At 71.7% G+C, this 19356-nt stretch carries 21 protein-coding genes; 4 read left to right on the top strand and 17 right to left on the bottom strand.

What is annotated here, in order from left to right; translation table 11 throughout:
• Positions 1–119: 119 nt before the first annotated feature.
• The gene (locus IE206_RS04670) at positions 120–842 is read left to right on the top strand and encodes a GNAT family N-acetyltransferase (protein ID WP_189960575.1); all 723 of its coding nucleotides are present in this window, start codon (positions 120–122) and stop codon (positions 840–842) included.
• A gap of 90 nt (positions 843–932) precedes the next feature.
• On the opposite strand, the gene IE206_RS04665 is transcribed toward IE206_RS04670, so the two are convergent.
• On the bottom strand, positions 933–1769 hold the full coding sequence (locus IE206_RS04665; RefSeq protein ID WP_189960574.1) for an SGNH/GDSL hydrolase family protein: 837 nt from the start codon (positions 1767–1769) through the stop codon (positions 933–935).
• Between the two features lie 181 nt (positions 1770–1950).
• Here IE206_RS04665 and IE206_RS04660 point away from each other — a divergent pair, with 181 nt between their 5' ends.
• Positions 1951–2205, top strand: coding sequence for a holin (locus IE206_RS04660; RefSeq protein WP_226598724.1), 255 nt, complete (start codon positions 1951–1953; stop codon positions 2203–2205).
• Positions 2206–2257: 52 nt separating this feature from the next.
• On the opposite strand, the gene IE206_RS04655 is transcribed toward IE206_RS04660, so the two are convergent.
• From IE206_RS04655 to bioB, 11 genes are all read right to left on the bottom strand, one after another.
• Positions 2258–3283: a hemolysin family protein gene (locus IE206_RS04655; protein ID WP_373300859.1), complete on the bottom strand. Its 1026-nt coding sequence runs from the start codon at positions 3281–3283 to the stop codon at positions 2258–2260.
• Positions 3280–4617, bottom strand: a complete 1338-nt coding sequence (locus IE206_RS04650) for a hemolysin family protein (RefSeq protein ID WP_189960573.1) — start codon at positions 4615–4617, stop codon at positions 3280–3282. Before IE206_RS04650 ends, IE206_RS04655 begins: the two co-directional genes overlap by 4 nt.
• A gap of 182 nt (positions 4618–4799) precedes the next feature.
• Positions 4800–5318, bottom strand: a complete 519-nt coding sequence (locus IE206_RS04645) for a GNAT family N-acetyltransferase (RefSeq protein ID WP_226598723.1) — start codon at positions 5316–5318, stop codon at positions 4800–4802.
• Between the two features lie 42 nt (positions 5319–5360).
• Positions 5361–6245 (bottom strand): LLM class F420-dependent oxidoreductase, encoded by an 885-nt coding sequence (locus tag IE206_RS04640; protein ID WP_189960571.1) that lies wholly within the window; start codon positions 6243–6245, stop codon positions 5361–5363.
• A gap of 24 nt (positions 6246–6269) precedes the next feature.
• Complete coding sequence (locus IE206_RS04635) at positions 6270–8837, bottom strand: ABC transporter permease (RefSeq protein WP_189960570.1); 2568 nt, start codon at positions 8835–8837, stop codon at positions 6270–6272.
• Positions 8838–8843: 6 nt separating this feature from the next.
• Complete coding sequence (locus tag IE206_RS04630) at positions 8844–9662, bottom strand: ABC transporter ATP-binding protein (RefSeq protein ID WP_189960569.1); 819 nt, start codon at positions 9660–9662, stop codon at positions 8844–8846.
• A 150-nt stretch (positions 9663–9812) separates the two neighbouring features.
• The gene (locus IE206_RS04625) at positions 9813–10493 is read right to left on the bottom strand and encodes a class I SAM-dependent methyltransferase (RefSeq protein WP_189960568.1); all 681 of its coding nucleotides are present in this window, start codon (positions 10491–10493) and stop codon (positions 9813–9815) included.
• A 68-nt stretch (positions 10494–10561) separates the two neighbouring features.
• Positions 10562–10924, bottom strand: coding sequence for a VOC family protein (locus IE206_RS04620; protein ID WP_189960567.1), 363 nt, complete (start codon positions 10922–10924; stop codon positions 10562–10564).
• On the bottom strand, positions 10924–11616 hold the full coding sequence (gene bioD / locus IE206_RS04615) for a dethiobiotin synthase (protein ID WP_189960566.1): 693 nt from the start codon (positions 11614–11616) through the stop codon (positions 10924–10926). Before bioD ends, IE206_RS04620 begins: the two co-directional genes overlap by 1 nt.
• Position 11617: 1 nt before the next feature.
• Entirely contained in the window at positions 11618–12907 is a 1290-nt protein-coding gene (locus tag IE206_RS04610) for an adenosylmethionine--8-amino-7-oxononanoate transaminase (protein WP_189960565.1), read from the bottom strand.
• The gene (gene bioB / locus IE206_RS04605; protein ID WP_189960564.1) at positions 12900–14120 is read right to left on the bottom strand and encodes a biotin synthase BioB; all 1221 of its coding nucleotides are present in this window, start codon (positions 14118–14120) and stop codon (positions 12900–12902) included. The genes IE206_RS04610 and bioB overlap by 8 nt, the downstream gene beginning before the upstream one ends.
• A 145-nt stretch (positions 14121–14265) precedes the next feature.
• Here bioB and IE206_RS04600 point away from each other — a divergent pair, with 145 nt between their 5' ends.
• On the top strand, positions 14266–15408 hold the full coding sequence (locus tag IE206_RS04600) for an 8-amino-7-oxononanoate synthase (RefSeq protein ID WP_189960563.1): 1143 nt from the start codon (positions 14266–14268) through the stop codon (positions 15406–15408).
• 7 nt (positions 15409–15415) lie between these two features.
• Here the strand turns inward: IE206_RS04600 and IE206_RS04595 are convergent, their stop codons facing one another.
• Positions 15416–15637, bottom strand: coding sequence for a DUF397 domain-containing protein (locus IE206_RS04595; RefSeq protein WP_189960562.1), 222 nt, complete (start codon positions 15635–15637; stop codon positions 15416–15418).
• 23 nt (positions 15638–15660) lie between these two features.
• Positions 15661–16524 carry a helix-turn-helix domain-containing protein gene (locus IE206_RS04590; RefSeq protein ID WP_189960561.1) on the bottom strand — a complete coding sequence of 288 codons (864 nt, stop codon included), beginning with the start codon at positions 16522–16524 and terminating at the stop codon, positions 15661–15663.
• A gap of 235 nt (positions 16525–16759) precedes the next feature.
• Between IE206_RS04590 and IE206_RS04585 the strand changes: the two genes are divergently transcribed.
• Positions 16760–17194 carry an ATP-binding protein gene (locus IE206_RS04585; RefSeq protein ID WP_189960560.1) on the top strand — a complete coding sequence of 145 codons (435 nt, stop codon included), beginning with the start codon at positions 16760–16762 and terminating at the stop codon, positions 17192–17194.
• Positions 17195–17255: 61 nt separating this feature from the next.
• Here the strand turns inward: IE206_RS04585 and IE206_RS04580 are convergent, their stop codons facing one another.
• The 3 genes from IE206_RS04580 to IE206_RS04570 form a co-directional block, all read right to left on the bottom strand.
• Positions 17256–17729: a C40 family peptidase gene (locus IE206_RS04580; protein WP_189960559.1), complete on the bottom strand. Its 474-nt coding sequence runs from the start codon at positions 17727–17729 to the stop codon at positions 17256–17258.
• A 524-nt stretch (positions 17730–18253) separates the two neighbouring features.
• Positions 18254–18562, bottom strand: coding sequence for a hypothetical protein (locus IE206_RS04575; RefSeq protein ID WP_189960558.1), 309 nt, complete (start codon positions 18560–18562; stop codon positions 18254–18256).
• Positions 18563–18568: 6 nt separating this feature from the next.
• Positions 18569–19198 (bottom strand): ATP-dependent Clp protease proteolytic subunit, encoded by a 630-nt coding sequence (locus tag IE206_RS04570; protein WP_189960557.1) that lies wholly within the window; start codon positions 19196–19198, stop codon positions 18569–18571.
• Positions 19199–19356 lie beyond the last annotated feature (158 nt).

Genomic DNA, 19356 nt, shown 5'->3' with positions numbered 1-19356 from the left:
CGGCTCGTCCGGGAATGCGTGACCGGAATCGGATCTTTCATGTAAGGGTGCACCCGACGTTCACGGGCGCACCCGGCGTTGCCCTGTGCCGAGATCCCGAGATTCCGAGCGAGGAGATCATGTCCGACGCGCCCGTCCGCACCGAGACCCCGGCGCACCCGCTGGACAACCCCGCGTACGCCTCGCTGACCGGGCCGCACGCGCGGTTCGCCGAGGTCCGCGGCAGGGTGCTGCGCTACGAGACCGACGTGTCGCCCTGGCTCGGGCTGCCCGCGGACCCGGACGCCGGCGACTGGGCGGATCTGGCCGCGCTCGCCGGGCCCGGCGCCGAAGTGGCGCTTCCGGGGGTGCGGGTCGCGCTGCCGGAGGGCTGGGAGATCACCTTCGACCTGGAGGGCGTCCAGCTCGTCGACGAGGCGGTGGACGCCCGCCCCGACGAGGAGGCGGTACGGCTCGGCGCGGACGACGTGCCCGAGATGCTCGCCCTCGTGGAGCGCACCCGGCCCGGACCGTTCCTGCCCCGCACAGTGGAGCTCGGCACCTACCTGGGCATCCGCCGCGAGGGCCGGCTGATCGCGATGGCCGGGGAGCGGCTGCACCCGCCGGGCTGGACCGAGATCAGCGCGGTCTGCACCGACGACGCCTTCCGCGGCCAGGGCCTCGGCTCCCGCCTGGTCCGCGCGGTCGCCTTCGGCATCAGGGAGCGGGGCGAAACCCCGTTCCTGCACACCGCGGCCACCAACACCACCGCCATCAGGCTGTACGAGTCGCTGGGCTTCCGGCTCCGCCGCACCACCCGGTTCCTCGCGGCCCGGGTACCGCAGCCGAGCACGGCAGGGTGACTGGCTGATGGGTCTCCGCGCTCCCGGTCGCTCAAGGCACAAGCAGTCGGACCCACAACTCCGGCTCGGGGAAGCCAGGTTGACGATCGCTCAGTCCTCGACCCGGACCCACCCCGACACCGGCCCCGCAGCCGCCGCGTCCCTGGGTGTGACCCAGAACGCCTGCCCCCGCGCGGCGTCGAAGTGGGCGCCGCTGCGGCCGTCGCCGGAGGAGCGGCCGGTGACGCGGCGCCCGATCCAGGGCACCAGGTGCTGGCGGGCGAAGCGCAGGTCGGCCGTCCGGCTCGCGGCCCAGCCGGGGCGGACCGCGGGCGGCAGGGGCGAGCGCCAGTCGTCCTCGGCGTCCAGGCCCAGCGTCTGCCAGACCGCCTCCGCCACCCTGCGGTGCCCGTCCTCGGTCAGATGCAGCCGGTCCACGTCCCACAGCCGCTGATCACCGAGCACCGGCGCCCCGTACAGGTCGACGACCAACGCGCCGTGGCGCCCGGCCAGTTCATCGACGTACGAGAAGAGCTCTTCCATGCGGGGGCGGAAGCGGTCGAGGACCGGGCCGTTGCGGCCCGGGCTGCGCATCAGGACCAGGTGCTTGCAGGCGGGGGCGAGCTGTTCGACCGCCTCCGTGAGGAGTCCGCGCACCCGGCCCATGTCGCACTTGGGGCGCAGAGTGTCGTTGAGGCCGCCGACCAGGGTGATCACGTCCGGGCGCAGCGCGGCCGCCGCGGCCACCTGCTCCTCGACGATCTGCCCGATGAGCTTGCCGCGCACGGCCAGGTTCGCGTACCGGAAGCCGGGTGTGCGGGCCGCGAGGCGGGTGGCGAGCACATCGGCCCAGCCGCGGTAGGAGCCGTCGGGAAGCCGGTCGGACATGCCCTCCGTGAAGGAGTCCCCGATCGCGGCAAAGCTGGTGTATGAGGCATTCATCTCCATGGCGGAGCGATCGTACCGCGCGGTATGCCACGGCGGCCCGGGGGCGCCGAATCCCTCCTGGGGACCGTGATCACAAGGAGGCCGACCAGGCCCTTTCGGCGGAGCCCGTTCCGCGGTATGCCAGGAGCACATCAACTTTATGGAACCCGGCCGGAACCGGCCGTCGAGAGAGCGAGCGTCGATGTTGTTCACCGCGGCCTTCTGGAAGGCCACCGCCGAGCGTGCCATCCGCACCTTCGCCCAGGCGCTCGCCGCCGTCCTGACAGCCGGCGCGACCAACCTCCTCGACGTGCACTGGACCGCGGCCTTCGCGACCGCGGGCATGGCCGCGGTGCTCGCCGTCCTGATGGCCGTCGGCTCCTCGCAGCTGGGGCAGCCGGGCCCGGGCCTCACCGAGACCACGAGCCCGGCCGCTCCCGCCAAACCCGCCGCGTGAGCGGCCGGGCAGCCGAACAACGGGGCAACCGTAAGGGCCAGTGGGTGTTCCCCTAGGCCGCGGCCGCCGGCGGGCCCACGAGCTCCCGCAGCACGTCCTCCATCGTGACCAGGCCCGCCAGCTTGCCCTCCTCGCCGATGACCGCCGCCAGGTGCGTACGACTGCGCCGCATCGCGGTCAGCACGTCGTCGAGCGGGGTCGCGGCGCGCACCCGGGCGATCGGGCGCAGCGCCGCGACGGGGAAGGCCACCTCGCGCGGCGCCGCGTCCAAGGCGTCCTTGACGTGCAGATAACCCAGGATGCGGCTCTCCTCGTCGACGACCGGGAAGCGCGAGAACCCGGAGCTCGCCGCGAGCCGCTCCAGCTCCTCCGGGGTGGTGCCGACCTCGGCCCGTACCACCTTGTCCAGCGGCACGACCACGTCCCGGACGGGCCGTCGTCCCAGTTCAAGGGCGTCGTGCAGGCGCTCGGCCGCCCGGTCGTCGAGGAGTCCGGCATCTCCCGCGTCGGTCACCAGGCGGGCCAGTTCGTCGTCCGAGAAGGTCGCCGCGACATGGTCCTTGGCGTCCACCCTGAGCAGTTTCAGGAGGGTGTTGGCGAAGGCGTTGATCGCGAAGATCACTGGACGCAGCGCCCGCGCAAGCGTCACCAGCGGCGGGCCGAGCAGCAGCGCGGTGCGCGCGGGCTCGGCCAGCGCGATGTTCTTCGGCACCATCTCGCCGAGCAGCATGTGCAGATACGTGGCGACCGCGAGGGCGAGCACGAACGACACCGGATGGATCAGCCCGGTCGGCACGCCCACCGCGTCGAAGACCGGCTCGACCATGTGCGCGATGGCCGGTTCCGCGACCACGCCGAGCACCAGGGTGCACAGCGTGATGCCGAGCTGTGCCGCGGCCATCAGGGCCGAGACATGTTCCAGGCCCCAAATGACGCTGCGCGCGCGGCGGTTGCCGTCCTCGGCGAGCGGTTCGATCTGGCTGCGGCGCACCGAGATCAGGGCGAACTCGGCGCCGACGAAGAAGGCGTTGACGACCAGGGTCGCCAGGCCGATCAGAATCTGGATCGCGATGATCATCGGCCAGCCCCCTCGTGGTCGTCCTCGGGGTTCAGGGGCGCGTGCAGCAGGACGCGGGCCGCGCGCCGGCCGGACGCGTCGACGACGTCCATGCGCCAGCCGGCCAGGTCCACGCGGTCGCCGACCGTCGGAATCCGGCCGAGTTCGGTCGCGACCAATCCGGCGAGGGTCTCGTACGGTCCGTCCGGTACGCGCAGGCCGATCGCGGCGAGCTGGTCGTCGCGGGCGGCGCCGTCGGCGGAGTACAGGGTGCGGCCGTCGGCGTCCTGTCCTGCGGGGGCGAGGTCGGGGGTCTCGTGCGGATCGTGCTCGTCGCGCACCTCGCCGACGACCTCCTCCACGATGTCCTCCAGGGTGACGACGCCCGCGGTGCCGCCGTACTCGTCGATGACGACGGCCATGGTTCGCTTGCCGTACAGCTGGTCGAGGAGCCGGTCGACGGTGAGCGTCTCGGGGACGAGCAGCGGCTCGCGCAGCAACGACGTCACCGGGTGCAGGCGCCTGCGTTCGGCCGGCACCGCGAGGACGTCCTTGATGTGTGCGATGCCCACGACAGAGTCGAGGCTGCCCCGGTACACGGGGAAGCGGGACAGGCCCGTGGCGCGGGTCGCGTTCGCGACGTCCTCGGCGGTGGCCTGGATGTCGAGCGCCGTGACCTGCACGCGGGGCGTCATCACGTTCTCCGCGTTGAGCTGGGCGAGGCTGAGGGTCCGCACGAAAAGCTCGGCGGTGTCCGCCTCCAGGGCGCCCTCCTTGGCCGAGTGCCGGGCGAGGGCGACCAGCTCCTGCGGGCTGCGCGCGGAGGCCAGCTCCTCGGCGGGCTCCAGGCCGAAGCGGCGCACCAGGTGGTTGGCCGAGGTGTTGAGGTGGCTGATCAGCGGGCGGAAGGCCGCGCTGAACGCGCGCTGCGGGGCCGAGACGACCTTCGCGACGGCGAGCGGCGAGGAGATCGCCCAGTTCTTGGGGACCAGCTCGCCGACGACCATCAGGAACACGGTGGACAGCACCATGCCGAGCATTAGGGCCACCGAGCTCGCGGTCGTCGCGGACAGGCCGAGCGCTTCGAGCGGGCCGGTCAGGAGCTTGGCGATCGACGGTTTGGCGATCATGCCGATGACGAGGCCGGTGACGGTGATGCCGAGCTGGGCGCCGGACAGCTGGAAGGTGAGGCTCCGTACGGCCTTCAATGCGCTGGAGGCGCCTCGTTCGCCTCGTTCGACGGCCCGCTCCAGATCGCTGCGCTCGGCGGTGGTGAGGGAGAACTCGGCCGCGACGAAGACCGCGCAGACCAGCGAGAGCAGTACGGCCGCCAGGAGGAGGAGCACTTCGGTCATCGGGTCACCTCCGTCCCATGATCGGCCAGGGGGAGGCGGTGCGCGCGGTGTCGCGCGGCGGTGCTGGTACTGGGAGGCTCGCCCATGGGCGGACGCTCACACCTTTCAGTCGATGGGTAGAGGTTCACCCATGGTAAAGCACTGGCAAAGAGGAGCGGGCCCGGCCGCTCGAACCCGGCTGGTCAGCCCAGCGGCTTCACCCAGCGGCGCCACTGCTCCTCGGGCCCGTAGCCCGCGGCCTGCCAGGCGTGCTGCGCGAGCTCGTTGCGGACGAGCACCATGGCGTCCGCGCGACGCCCGCCGAGCGCGACGAACCGGTCCTCGGCCGCGGCGAGCAGCGCCCCGCCGATGCCTTTGCGGCGGTGGTCCGGGTGGACGGCGAGGCGGTAGAGATGGCAGCGCCAGCCGTCGAAGCCCGCGATCACCGTGCCGACCAGATCGCCGTCGGACTCTGCCAGGATCAGGGTCTCGGGGTCACGGGCGACGAGGCGTTCGACGCCCTCGCGGTCGTCGCTGATGCTGGTGCCCTCGGCGGCCGTCTTCCAGAAGGCAAGCACCGCGTCCAGGTCCTCGGGCCCGGCGGCCCGGATGCGCAACTCGTTCATGGCGTTCATCCCACCACCGGGCCGTGACCCGCGGCGAACCGTTTTGCCATACGGACGCCGATCGATCCGGGCCGATCGATACAGGCCGACCGGCACGGGCGCCGATCGATGCGGACCCCGATCGGCGCGGGCGTCCGCTCACTCGCCCCGCAGCTCCTCGATCACCGCCCCGAACTCCTCCATGTACGAGTCGAGGACCGTGAGGTAGGAGAAGCCGTAGCGCTCCCGCTGGGCGCGCAGCTGGTCGGCCATCTGCCGCACCGTGCCGATGAGCAGCATCGGCAGGTCGAGCATCTCGTTCTCGGTCAGATAGGGAAGGCGGTGCAGGGCTTCGCGCACCGAGGCCCGCCGGTCCCGGGTCACGGCCACCCACTGGATCAGCAGATTGAGCTCGGCCGGAGTCTCGCGCCCGGCTGCGAACCTCCGGTAGGTGGTGATCCGCTCCGCCAGGTCGTCGGCGTTCATGACGGTGAGCGTCCCGTCGACGGGAGAGGTCCGCGTCCCGGTGAAAGCGGCTATGTCCGCGTGCTCGGCGGTCAGCCGCAGCATCCGGTCGCCCTTTGCGCCGATGAGCAGCGGAGGCCGGGGCCGCTGCACGAGCTGCCCAGCGTGTGCCTCGTCCCCCAGGAGGCGCTCCAACTCCCGTATGGTGCGGGCGAGATGGTCGACCCGGCCGCCCGGTGTGCGCCACGCGACCCCGGCCCGCTCGTGCTCCTCGCGTACGTATCCGGTGCCGAGCCCGACCTCCAGGCGCCCGTCGGTCAGCGCGTCCACCGTGGCGATCTCTCGGGCAAGCAGCGCCGGCGTCCAGAACGCGGCGTTGAGCACGAAGGGCCCGACCCGGGGGCGCTCGGTGGCGTACGCGGCGGCCACCACGGAGGGGAACGGCGCGGGCATGCCCAGATGGTCGGCCACCTGGATGACGTCGTAGCCGAGCTCCTCGGCCCGGCGGCAGCGCTTGCGCCACTCCCCGCCCACCGCCGGGGTCACCATGTTCACAGCGAAACGGAACGGACGGATCATCAACTCTCCTTCATGGACGGGGAGTTACTCGTGTGCGATGGCGGCGAGTACATTCATCCGCGAGGCCCGCAGCGCGGGCAGCAGCGCCGCCACCAGACCGACGACCGCCGAACCCACCGCGACCGCGACGATCGTCGACCACGGCACCGCGAACGCGGTGAGGCCCTGGAGCGCGAGCACCTGCTGCACCGCCACCCCCCACACCATGCCCAGGGCGAGCCCGAGCAGTGCGCCGAAGACGGCGATCACGACGGATTCCAGCCGGATCATCCGCCTCAGCTGCACCCGCGAGAGCCCGATCGCCCGCAGCAGCCCGATCTCCCTGGTCCGCTCGACCACGGACAGGGCAAGGGTGTTGACCACCCCGAGCACCGCGATCACGATCGCCAGGCCGAGCAGCGCGTACACCAGGTAGAGCAGCACCGCGATCTGGTCGTGCACCAGCTTCTTGTAGTCGCTCTGGTCCCGGACCTGGACCTGGGGATACGAGTTCAGTGTGGTCTTCAGCGCGGCGCGCAGCCGGTCGGCGGGTGTGCCGCCCGCCGCGTTCACGTACACGGCGGCGTCCTGGCCGCCGGGCACATACCGCTCCAGCGTGGGCAGGCCCATGAAGAGGGCGCCCTCGGTCGCGAATCCGCCGCTGCCCTGGTTCATGTCGGTCAGCGCCGCCACGTTCAGGCGCGCCTGCTGCCCGGAGGAGAACAGCACGGGCAGCGAGTCGCCGATCCGCACGTCGTGGTCGTGGGCGTACGTCTTGTCCATCGCGAGGCCGTCGGCGGCGAGCGCCTGCGCGGTGCCGCCGCCCGCGTACGTCAGATGGGCCACGTCGTCGAGCCGCTGGTCGTAGCCGGACGCCGCCGTGTCGGCCTTCCTGCCGTCCGGCAGGGTGATCCGCACGGGCGCGAACCGCTGGCGCACCACCGTGCCCACGCCCTGCGTCGCCCGGATCCGCTCGGTGATCTCCTGCGGGAACGGCTGGAAGTTGGCGTTCTGGATGACGAAGTCCGCGCCGAGGACCCGGTCGATCTGCTGGTCGAAGGATTTGGACATCGAGGAGCTGGCGACCGAGAGCCCGGTGACCAGGGCGATGCCGACCATCAGGGCGGACGCGGTCGCTCCGGTACGCCGCGGGTTGCGCAGGGCGTTGCGCTGGCTCATCCGGCCCACCGGGCCGAACACCGCGGGGAACGCCCCGCCGAGCACCCGGATCACCGGACGCACCAGAAGCGGACCCGCGACGACGGTCGCGATCAGCGTGAATACGAGGCCAAGTCCCAGCAACGATGAGGCGGTTGAGGCCTTGGTGCTGCTCGCGCAGCCCGCCAGGGCCGCCGCTCCGGCCGCGCCGAGCAGCGCGCCCACCACGGCCCGTACCCGCAACGGCCGCCCGGAGCCCGCCACTTCGGCATCGACGAGCGCGGCCATGGGGGAGACCTTGGCCGCCCGGCGGGCCGGCAGATAGGCGGAGACGAACGTCACGCCGACACCCACCGCATAGGCGGCCACCGGCGTCGGCCAGTTGAACACCATCTCGGCGGCGCTCAGGTTCATCCCGAACAGGCTCATCAGCGCGATGAGCCCGACGGCGAGCCCGACGCCCGCGGCGAGCCCCAGCGTCGATCCCGCCAGGCCGAGAAGCAGCGCCTCCAGGAGCACCGAACGGCGCACCTGTCCGCGATCGGCGCCGAGCGCCCTCAACAGGCCCAGCTCCCGGGTGCGTTGGGCGATCAGCATGGAGAAGGTATTGACGATCAGGAAGATTCCGACGAGCACCGCGATGCCCGCGAAGCCCAGCATCAGATACTTGATGACATCGAGGAACCCGCCGAGCTGCGCGGCGTCCGACGTCGCCTGCTCGGCCGCGGTCCTGAGCTCGTACCGTCCGCCGAGCCGGTCCGCGATGCGCTGCTTCAGTACGTCGTCACCGACGCCCGGTGCCGCGTCGACCGAGATGCTGGTCGCCGCGTCCGCGGTGCCGAGCAGCCGGGACTGGGCGGTCGGGGTGTCCAGGAAGACCAGGGCCGCGCCCGGGTTGGTGGTGGTGAACGTGGCGATCCCGACCACGTCCACCTTGAACGAACCGGGCCCGGCGAGCACGGTGAGGGTGTCGCCGATCCGCACCTTCTTCTTGTCCGCGGTGTCCTTGTCGAGCAGCGCCTCGTGGGGCCCGCGCGGTTCATGACCACTCGTCAGCTTCACCGGACTTCGCTGGGTGACATACCAGTTGGTGGCGATCGTGGGGCCGCCGGTGGTCGGTCCCACCGCCTTGTCGTGGGCATCGATGATGGTGATGTTGGAGACGGCCGCGTCGATGCGGGCCGCCGCGACGCCGTCGACCCGGGCGAGCTGGGCGGCGAGCGCGGCCGGCACGGTGGGTGTCTCGCCGGACGGCAGCGCGGTGTCGATCTGCTTCTTCGGAGAGACGGTCACATCGGCCGACGTCGAGGCGAAGAGCCGGTCGAAGGTGCGCGCCACGGTGTCCGAGAAGATCAGCGAACCGGCCACGAACGCCACCGAGAGCACCACGGCGAGAGCGGACAGGAGGAGCCGTCCCTTGTGCGCGAGGAAACCGCGCAGGGTCGCCTTCAGCACGGCCGGTCAGCTCTTCCGCAGCACGTCGTCGGGGGCGCCGCCGGGGCTCGGCCGGGCGCCCGAGAAGAGCCGCATCCGCTCCAGGACGGCCTCCGCGGTGGGCCGCTCCATCCGGTCCACGATCCGGCCGTCGCCCAGGAAGAGGACCAGATCGGCGTGGCCCGCGGCGCCCGGGTCGTGGGTCACCATCACCACGGTCTGCTCCAGGCTGTCCACCGCCTCCCGCAGGAACGCCAGGACCTCAGCGCCGGCCCGCGAGTCCAGGTTGCCGGTCGGCTCGTCCGTGAAGATCAGCTCGGGCCGGGACGCGAGCGCCCGCGCACACGCGACCCGCTGCTGCTGGCCCCCGGACAACTGCGCCGGACGGTGCCCCAGCCGGTCGCGCAGGCCGAGCGTGTCGATGACCCGGTCCACCCACGCGCCGTCCGGGGTGCGGCCCGCGATGTCCATCGGCAGCGTGATGTTCTCGGCGGCCGTGAGCGTGGGCAGCAGGTTGAACGACTGGAACATGAAGCCGATCCGGTCCCGCCTGAGCCGGGTCAGCTCCCGGTCCCTGAGCCCGGTGATCTCGGTGTCCCCGAGCCACACCTGCCCCGCCGACACGGTGTCGAGCCCGGCCAGACAGTGCATCAGCGTCGACTTCCCCGAACCCGAAGGACCCATCACCGCGGTGAAGGCGCCCCGCATGATGTCGACGTCGACCGAGTCCAGGGCGAGCACCGTGGTCTCGCCGCTGCCGTACGCCTTGGTGAGTCCGCGCGCCCGCGCGGCGACCGGCCGCGCGGGCTCCGTGCCGTACGCGCGTGCCGTTGCAGGTGTGGACAAGGCCGCCTCCCCGATTGTGGCGTCATGGCCGCTCCAACTCCCGTACCGCACAAGAGAGTAGAGGCCGGGGCCGAGCCGTCGCCATCCGTCGGGGGGCCCGGTGTGGGCAGGCGGATGTAAGGGCCACGCGCCACGCTCGGGCACGGGCCCCTATTCGTCCGGGCCGAGCGCGGGGCGCCGGGCCACCCCGAGCACACACGGCGAGGACGGGGAGCCGACGCCCTTGGCGGGCACCCGCAGACGGCGGTGGCCGACGATCTCGAAGCCCGCCGCCTCGATCGCGCCCAGCGGATCGCGTGCCGTGTGGCAGCCGCCGAACAGCAGCGGCCACACCGTGCGGTCCAGGCCGCGCTGCACTGCCGCAAGCACCCGGCCGTCCGCCCGGCCGTGCTCGAAGAACCGCAGCTCGCCGCCCGGGCGCAGCACCCGGCGGATCTCACCGAGCGCCCTGGAGAGGTCCCGTACCGAACACAGCACCAGCGAGGCGACCGCCGCGTCGAAGGCCTCGCTCTTGACCGGCAGGGCTTCCGCCGCACCCGGCACCACGTCCACCGGAACCTCCGCCTGGAGGGCCGAGCGGACCGCCGACTGCCGCAGTGTGCGCTCCGGTTCGATGGCCACGACCTCGGACACGGCCGCCGGATAGTGCGCGAAGTTGAGCCCGTTGCCCGCCCCGATCTCGATGACGCGCCCCGAGAGGCCGTCGAGCAGTTCGTGGCGGTGCTCGGCGATCCCGGCTCTCAGGTCGACCGCCTCGCTGTAGCGCGCGTAGAAGCGGGCGAACACGGGGTGGTGCACGGCATCCGGGGCGATCTTGGTTCGCTGCGCCATGTCGGACCTCCTGAGCCTGCGGGCGGGCAGCCGTCGCGTTACCCGCATTGTCCCCGCGCCGCGCCCGCTCACCCGTCCGCGGACTCCACCAAGCAGAACTCGTTGCCCTCGGGGTCGCGCATCACCTGGAAGGTCCCCTGGGCGTCGGTCACGGTCGCACCCACGGGATGTGCCCCGCGCCGCACGGCCGCCGCCCGCGCCCGGCGCACGTCCTCGACCGCGAGGTCCAGGTGCAGCCGGTTCTTGCCCGCCTTCTCCTCAGGCACCCGCTGGAAGGCGAGCCTGGGCGCGCCCGGCGGATCGACGTACGCCCACGAGGAGTCCCGCACCACCGGGCGCCCGCCGAGCAGCCCGGCCCAGAAGCGGGCGAGCCGCCCCGGGTCGGCGCAGTCCACGACGAGCTGCCCGAGGCGGGCCCGTAACACAGCCATCAGATACTCCAAACGCCGCCGAGCGCCGGGGCGAGCCAACCGGCCGCTCGGGTACGGAAGTCGGCGGGCGCCAGCCGTCCGGCGCCCTCGGGCACGGTGCCGAGCAAGGGTGCGCCGGCCACCTCGGGAAGGTCCGCGAGATTGCATCGCGAGGCCAGATCCGGCTCGGCCGGCCAGATGCCCACGACGACCCCGGCGCATGCGAGATCCCGGGCCCGCAGGGCCTCGGCGGTCAGGGCCGTCGAGTTCAGTGTGCCCAGTCCGGCGGGCGTCACCACCAGGACGGGGGCACCGAGCAGCCGGGCCGCGTCCGCGAGCGTGCCGCCCTCGTCGTCGAAGCGGACCAGGAGCCCGCCCGCGCCCTCGACCAGGACGAGATCGTGCTCGGTGGCCAGCTTCGCGGCGGCCTCGGCCACCTCCTCGGGACCCACCGGCGTCATCCCGGCCCGGCGGGCCGATGTGTTGGGCGCCAACGGCTCGGGGAACCGGGCCAGTTCGACCCCGGTCACCGCCTCGCCCGCGAGCCGCCGCACCTCGAAGACGTCGCCGGGCTCGCCCGGCGCGACCCCCGTCTGCGCCGGTTTGAGCACGGCCACCGAACGGCCGGCGGCGAGCGCCACCGCGGCGAGGGCCGCCGTGGTGATCGTCTTGCCGATCTCGGTGCCCGTACCGCTCACGACCAGAATCGCCATCTCAGCCCTCCCGCGCCGCCGCGCACACCGCACGGCAGATGCGCGCCAGATCGTCGTCGCCCGTCACATAGGGCGGCATCGTGTAGATCAGATCCCGGAACGGCCGCAGCCATACGCCCTCGCGCACGGCCGCCGCGGTCGCGGCCTTCATGTCCACGTCGTGGTCCAGCTGGACCACGCCGATGGCGCCGAGCACCCGGACGTCCCGTACGCCCTCGATCGAGCGGGCCGGCCCAAGGCCGTCGAGCAGGCCGGTCTCGATGCGCTTGATCTCGCCCTGCCAGTCCTGGCCGAGCAGCAGATCGATCGAGGCGAGGGCCACCGAGGCGGCCAGCGGATTGCCCATGAACGTCGGGCCGTGGGCGAGCACCGGGACTTCGCCCGAGGAGATGCCTTCGGCGACCCGGCTCGTGCAGAGCGTCGCCGCCATCGACAGATAACCGCCGGTCAGCGCCTTGCCGACGCACATGACGTCCGGCGCGAGCGCCGCGTGATCGGCCGCGAACAGCGCGCCGGTACGGCCGAAGCCGGAGGCGATCTCGTCGAAGACGAGCAGCACACCGTGCTCGTCGCAGGCCTCGCGCAGCACCCGCAGATACTCCGGCGCGTGGAAGCGCATCCCGCCCGCGCCCTGCACCACCGGCTCCACGATCACCGCGGCCAGCTCGTCGGCGTGCCGCGCGATCGCCTCGCGCAGCTCACTCGCGTACGACTCCTCGAACTCCGCGGGCGGGGCGCCGACGAAGATCTGGCGGGGCAGCGCGCCCTGCCACAGCTCGTGCATCCCGCCCTCGGGGTCGCACACCGACATCGGCTGCCAGGTGTCGCCGTGGTAGCCGCCGCGCCAGGTGAGCAGGCGCTGCTTGCGCGGCTGCCCGACCGAGCGCCAGTACTGCAGGCACATCTTCACGGCGACCTCGACCGCGACCGAACCGGAGTCGCTGAGGAAGACGTGCTGGAGCGGCCCGGGCGTGATCTCGACGAGCCGGGTGGCGAGCCGGACGGCGGGCTCGTGCGTGAGCCCGCCGAACATCACATGACTCATCCGGTCGAGCTGGCCGCGCGCCGCCTCGTTGAGCACCGGGTGGTTGTAGCCGTGCACGGCCGACCACCACGACGACATCCCGTCGATCAACTCGCGCTGCCCGTGAGCCGGTTCGGCCAGGCGCAGCCGTACGCCCGACGCCGACTCGACCAGGAGCTGCTCCTGCCGGTTCGGCATCGGGCCGTACGGATGCCAGACGTGCCGGCGGTCCAGGTCGAGCAGATCGGTGGGGGAGTACTCAGGCATTGGGCGCGAGGTCCGTCCCCGCGCCGCGGCGGCGCACGGCCACCAGATCGGTGCGCGCCTGGTCCGCGGGCGCCTGCTCGGGCACCTCGGCGGCGGCGTGGCCACCGCAGGGCCCGCAGCCGCCGCCCCCGTCGGAGCCGCAGCCGCTCTCCTCGTGCGAACCGCAGGCGCTCGCGCCCGAACCGCAGCCGGCCGCGGCGACCGCGTCCGCGCGGTGCCGGGGGAGGGTCGTGGTGCCCGCGCCCTCCACCTCGAACCCGGCGTCCGCGATCATGTCGAGGTCGGCCTGTCCGGCCTGGCCCTCGCTGGTCAGGTAGTCGCCCAGGAAGATCGAGTTGACCAGGTGAAGCGCGAGCGGCTGCATCGAGCGCAGATGCACCTCGCGGCCGCCGGCCAGCCGCACCTCCACGTCCGGGCACACGAACCGGGTCATGGCCAGGATGCGCAGGCAGCGCTGCGGGGTGAGGTTCCACTCCTTGCCGAGCGGGGTGCCCTCGAACGGGATGAGGAAGTTCACCGGCACCGAGTCCGGGTCGAGGTCGCGCAGCGCGAAGACCACGTCGACCAGGTCCTCGTCGGACTCGCCCATGCCCGCGATCAGACCGGAGCAGGCCGAAAGCCCCGCGTCGTGCGCCTTGGTCACGGTGTCCACGCGGTCCTGATAGGTGTGCGTGGTCGTAATGTCCCCGTACGTCCCCTCGGACGTGTTCAGGTTGTGGTTGTACGCGTCGGCCCCGGCGGCGCGCAGCCGCTCGGCCTGGCCGTCCGAGAGGAGGCCGAGGCAGGCGCAGACCTCGACGCCCTCGTTCTGTTCCTTGATCGTCTCGATCGTCTCGGAGACCCGGGCGATGTCGCGGTCCGTGGGGCCGCGGCCGCTGGCCACCAGGCAGACCCGCTTCGCGCCGCCCGCGACGCCGGCGGCCGCGGCCTTGGACGCCTCGTCGGGCTTGAGCCAGGTGTACTTCAGGATGTCGGCCTTGGAGCCGAGCCGCTGGGAGCAGTACGAACAGTCCTCGGGGCACAGGCCCGACTTCAGGTTGACCAGATAGTTCAGCTTCACCCGGCGTCCGAACCACTGGCGGCGCACCTTGCCGGCCGCGGCCACCACATCGAGCAGTTCGTCGTCGGAGGTCGCCAGTACGGCGAGTGCCTCTTCGCGGGTCGGCAGTTCGCGCCGCAACCCCTTGTCCACCAGCGTGTTCAGCAGGTCCATGGCGCCGATCTTCGCGCACGGCACCGCCTGCGGCCAAGGTAGGGATCCCACAACACGGCCCGTTTGAGGTGTGTGTATCGCCACACCCTGACCTGGCATGGCACCGGCTAGGGTCTGTCGGCAGCCTACAAAAAGGGACTCCACCATGCCGCGAGCGCCGTTCGACTGGATCGATGGAGAATCGGAGCGCCGCGAGCGCGCCGGTCTGGTGCGCACCCTGCGGCCCCGGGCCGCGGACCAGGACCTCCTGGACCTGGCGAGCAACGACTACCTGGGACTCACCCGGCATCCGGCGGTCACGGCGGGCGCGGCCGAGGCCGCCCACCGCTGGGGCGCGGGTGCCACCGGCTCCCGCCTGGTCACCGGGACCACCGCGCTGCACACGGAGCTGGAGCGCGAGCTCGCCGCATTCTGCGGTTTCGAGTCGGCCCTGGTCTTCTCCTCCGGGTACGCGGCGAACCTCGCGGCGCTCACCGCGCTCGGCCCGCACGGCTCCCTGATCGTCTCCGACGCGGGCAACCACGCCTCCATCGTCGACGGCTGCCGGCTCGCCCGCGCCCGTACCGAGGTCGTGCCGCATGCCGAACCGGAGGCGGTCCGCAAGGCCCTGGACGCGCACGGCGAGCCCGGCCTCGTCGTGTCCGACTCGGTGTTCTCGGTGGACGGCGACGCCGCCCCGCTGAGCCAACTCGCCTCGGCCTGCCGGGAGTTCGGGTCCGCCCTGGTCGTGGACGACGCGCACGGGCTCGGGGTGCTCGGTGAGGGTGGGCGCGGCGCGCTGCACGCGGCCTCCCTCGCGGGCGCGGACGACGTGGTCGCCACGGTCACCCTGTCGAAGTCGCTCGGCAGCCAGGGCGGTGCGGTCCTCGGCCCGGCCCGGGTCATCCGCCATCTGGTGAACGCGGCCCGCACCTTCATCTTCGACACCGGGCTCGCCCCCGCGGCGGCCGGCGGGGCGCTCGCCGCGCTGCAACTGCTGCGTATGCAACCCGAGTTGGCGGGACGGGCCCGCGCCGTCGCGGCCGAACTGCACGGCCGGCTCACCGCCGCCGGACACCTGGCGGTACGGCCCGACGCCGCGGTCGTCTCGGTGCGCGCGCCCTCGCCGGAGGCCGCGGTGGCCTGGGCCGCCGACTGTCGTGAGGCCGGGCTCGTGGTCGGCTGCTTCCGGCCGCCGTCGGTGCCGGACGGCATCTCACGGATCCGGCTGACCGCACGGGCTGATCTGACGGAGCGCCAGATCGACAGGGCGGTGGGCACGATCCTGAAGACCGCGCCCACCGCCTGACGAACCGTCAATTCGCTGCGGTGAAGGTGAAGATGAAGCGCTGCCAGGCGGGCGCGCCGAAGAGCAGCGCGGGCCCGTCGATCCGCTGGGAGTCGCGCACGGCAAGCAGCTCGCCATTGAGCCGGGCCGTCTCGACACAGTTGTTCATGCCCACGCTGCGGCTGCTGCGCCGCCACGTGACACCGGTGAGGGAAGTGCTGGAAGGAACGTGCGCAGGGCGTGCGGACATCATGCCTCCCCACTCGCCACGAACTAGCCCGGTCCTTCCCGGGCTATCCGGGCGATGAGATCCAACGAGTCCTCGGAGGAAAGCGCGAGTGCTTGAACGGTCAGGAACGCGGCACTGTACGCCTCAAGGTCTTCTCTCCGTTCGAGGTAGAGGCTACTCGTCAAATGGTCGATAACAACCACATCCAGATCCGAAATGGCCGGAAATGAAAAGATAATGAAAGGGCCTGTGAGGCCGACATAGCCGCCGTAATGGAAAGGGATGACCTGCAATCGCACGTGCGGCAGTGCGGCAAGCTGCAGCAAATGCCGTAACTGCTCCCGCATGGCCGCCGGGCCGCCCACTCTGCGGCGCAATACCGCCTCGTCGAGCACCGCACTGAGCGCCAGCGGGGGATCGCCGCGCAGCACCTCCTGCCGGGCGATCCGCACCTCGACGAGCGAGTCCACCTTGTCCGACGGCAGCCCCCCGAGCGCGGCCCGCGTCACCGCCCGCGCGTACGCCGGTGTCTGCAAAAGGCCCGGCACCACCGAGGTCTCCAGCGTGCGGGCCGAGCGCGCCTGCGACTCCAGGCTGATGAAATCGCGGTACTGCGTCGGCAGCAGACCCCGGTACGCATGCGCCCAGTCCACCCCGGCGCCGCCCGCCGAATCGGCCAACGCTTCCAAAAGCGCGCGCAGTTGGGGGTCGCGTACCCCGTATGCTTCGAGCAGCCGGGCCACGTCCGCGGGCTTCACGCCACTGCGGCCGGTTTCGATCCGGCTGACCTTCGACTGGTGCCAGCCGACCAGGCCGGCCGCCTCACCGCTCGTGAGACCCGTTCGGTCGCGCAGCTTGCGCAACTCCTCGCCGAGCTTGCGTCTGCGCACCGCCGGTCCGTGCCCCATGGCCGCCTCCTTCGTCTCCGGCGATGGGTAAGTGTGAGCCCAAATACGGTCTACCGTCGGAGAGTTCACTGCTTTGAGCGACAGATATATGCATATCTTGGTGGATCGCACCCGAGACCGGCACGATGAGTGGCACTCTGGCGCGAAGCACAATCCGAGGCCGATGTCGTCTTCGCGAGCGCTCAACCGCTACGAGTCCTCAAGCCGGCCCGGGTGGGAAAGGGACAGCGTCGCCATGGCAGACCACCTCGAAGCAACCGTCACCCTGCCGAGCGATCCCGCCTCGGTCTCCGCGGCACGGCGGTATGTCGCCGGGGTCCTCGCCGATTGGGGTCTGCCTTCCGACGCCGAGGCCGCCGACACGGTCCGTCTCATCGTCTCCGAGCTCGCCACCAACGCCGTGCAACACACTTTCGGCCAGTCGCCCACCTTCACCGTGGACGTCCAGCTGGAGCGCGAGGAGGAGCTGCGGATCGGGGTCACCGACAGCCACCCGCGCTGGCCGAAACGATTGCCCGCCGCCGTCCAGCAGGACAACGGCCGCGGCATGGTGATCATCCGCTGGCTCGCGGCCGAGTGCGGCGGCCGCCTCTCGGTCGCACCCACCGCGGACGGCGGCAAGACGGTCTGGATCGCCCTGCCGTGGACGGCGCCGGTCCAGAGCGGCTAGGAGCGTACGAGGGCGCCCCGGTACGCGGGACACGCACCGGGACGCCCGGTCCGACGGGGTGTCAGCCCACTCGCCCGTACCAGACACTTTGGCTCCAGATCCGCTCCAGGCGCACCACCGTGCCGGCCTTGGGGGAGTGCCAGATCTTGCCGTTCCCGGCGTAGATCCCCACGTGGTACACGCGGCCTCCCGAGTGGAAGAACACCAGGTCCCCGGCCTTGCGGGCGGAGCCGGAGATGTGCCGGGCGTGGTTGTACTGCTGCTGGGCGGTGCGCGGCAGCTTGTGGCCCGCCTGCTTGAACGAGTACAGCGTGAGCCCCGAGCAGTCGAACCGGTGCGGGCCCGTGGCGCCGAACTGGTAGGGCGAACCCTTCTTCGACGCGGCCACGTGGAGCGCCTTGGTGGCCACGGCGGCGGCGTTGGCCTCGTGCGTGGCGCCCGGCACCAGCGTCGTCGCGCCCGTCACGGCGAGGGTGAGGGCACAGACGGTGCCGAGGCGGACCGCCAGGGACGAGACGTGTGTATGCGCGGTCATGCGCAACCCTTCGTCAAACCGCCTGCGAAGGATGACCTGTCGGGTTCGGGCTGGCGAAGACGCCCGGCCGCGCTAGCGGCTTCACCCCGAGGGACGGCCGGGGTACGGCCCTCCCGAAGTACTCGGGTCCTCCACTCCTGCCGGTCCACTCCTTCGACCAGTCGTCCGGAACGGCGGCAGGACTCGGCGTCCGCCCGGACCGCCCCGCCGCGGTGGCGGGGGCTTGTCGTCTCTGGGATCTTCACGCACCGACACGCGGATTTCGGGCCCGAAACGGCTTTGTGTGAGGGTGCTCACGGCTGTCCCGTTCGGGTGGACACGGCCGGTTCGGCGTTCCTCCGAATGGGGCTGACGAGCCTCGTACCAGCGACGGAAGGATCGATTCAGCAGATCGTCCACGGCATATAAGCAGCTTATAAGCGCCAGTGAAAGTAGCCGCCGGTGGGCCGAACGGGGGTAGCCCGTCTGGTGCGTTTCGTCGGCCCCATGAGCGCGTCGGGTATCGCTCGCGGTGCCGGGTGCACTCAACCCGTCGTCCGCGGGGGCACCAGGAGCCGTCCCGCGCGGCGCTCGCCGTCCAGGACCCGCAGCGCCCGCGTCAGCGTCTGGGCGTGTACGTGGGCCTCCCCGCGCTGGTGCATCAGCGTCAGAGCCTCCTTCAGCGCGGCCGCCCGGCCGACCAGCGCCTGGGCGGCCCTGAGCGCGGCGTACGTGTCATGGCCGTGCGCCGGATTGATCCGGCCGAGCAGATCGACCACCGCGAGATAGGAGTCGATGAAGTCGCCCTCGGCGCGCGTCAGCGCGGGCAGCGGCGGGAGCTCCGGTGGCAGCACGACGGTTCACCGCCCGCGCAGCGACGTCTTGCGGCTTTCCAGTACGTGGTCGGCGAGCCCGTACGCCACCGCGCCCGCCGCGTCGAAGACCACGTCCCGCTCGATGTCGGCGGCCACCTGCTCGGCGCTCTTCCCGGTGTGCTGGGCGAGCAGCTCGGTCAGCAGCGCGCGGCCGCGCAGGATCTCGGCCGCCTGGATCTCCAGATCGGAGGGCTGTCCCTGCATCGGCTCCTCGATGGCCGGCTGCTGGAGGAGCACCCGGGCGCCGGGCTGCACCAGGCGCTTGCCGGGCGTGCCGGCTGCGAGAAGGACCGCGGCCACCGAGCTCACCTGGCCCAGGCAGAACGTCTGCACGTCGCAGGTGACGAACTGCATGGTGTCGTGGACCGCGGCCATCGCGGTGAGCGAGCCGCCGGGCGAGTTGATGTAGAGCGAGATGTCCCGGTCCGGATCGGCGTGCTCCAGGTGCATGAACTGGGCCATCACATCGTTGGCCGAAGCGTCGTCGACCGGGGTGCCGAGAAAGACGATCCGCTCCTCGAACAGCTTGGAGTACGGATCGAGCGTGCGGATACCGGTTGCGGTGCGCTCCTGGAACTCGGGCAGCACGTAGCGGGCGGCAGGGCGGTGGTTCATGACATACCTCTCCTCGATCGGAGGTTCCGAAGGCCTCTGTAAAAAATGTACAGGACGTACAGAACATAGAGGGAGTGCAGCCCGGAGGTCTCGGAGAAGTGGCAGGTCAGATGAGGTTTCGCTGTCAGCGAGCGGGCGGTTTTGGCCGCCTGGGAGTG

The organism is Streptomyces violascens (assembly GCF_014649955.1).
Classification (GTDB): Bacteria; Actinomycetota; Actinomycetes; order Streptomycetales; family Streptomycetaceae; genus Streptomyces; species Streptomyces violascens.
Note: the sequence above shows the minus strand (reverse complement) of the source record. Positions and strands in the feature narration are given on the sequence as shown.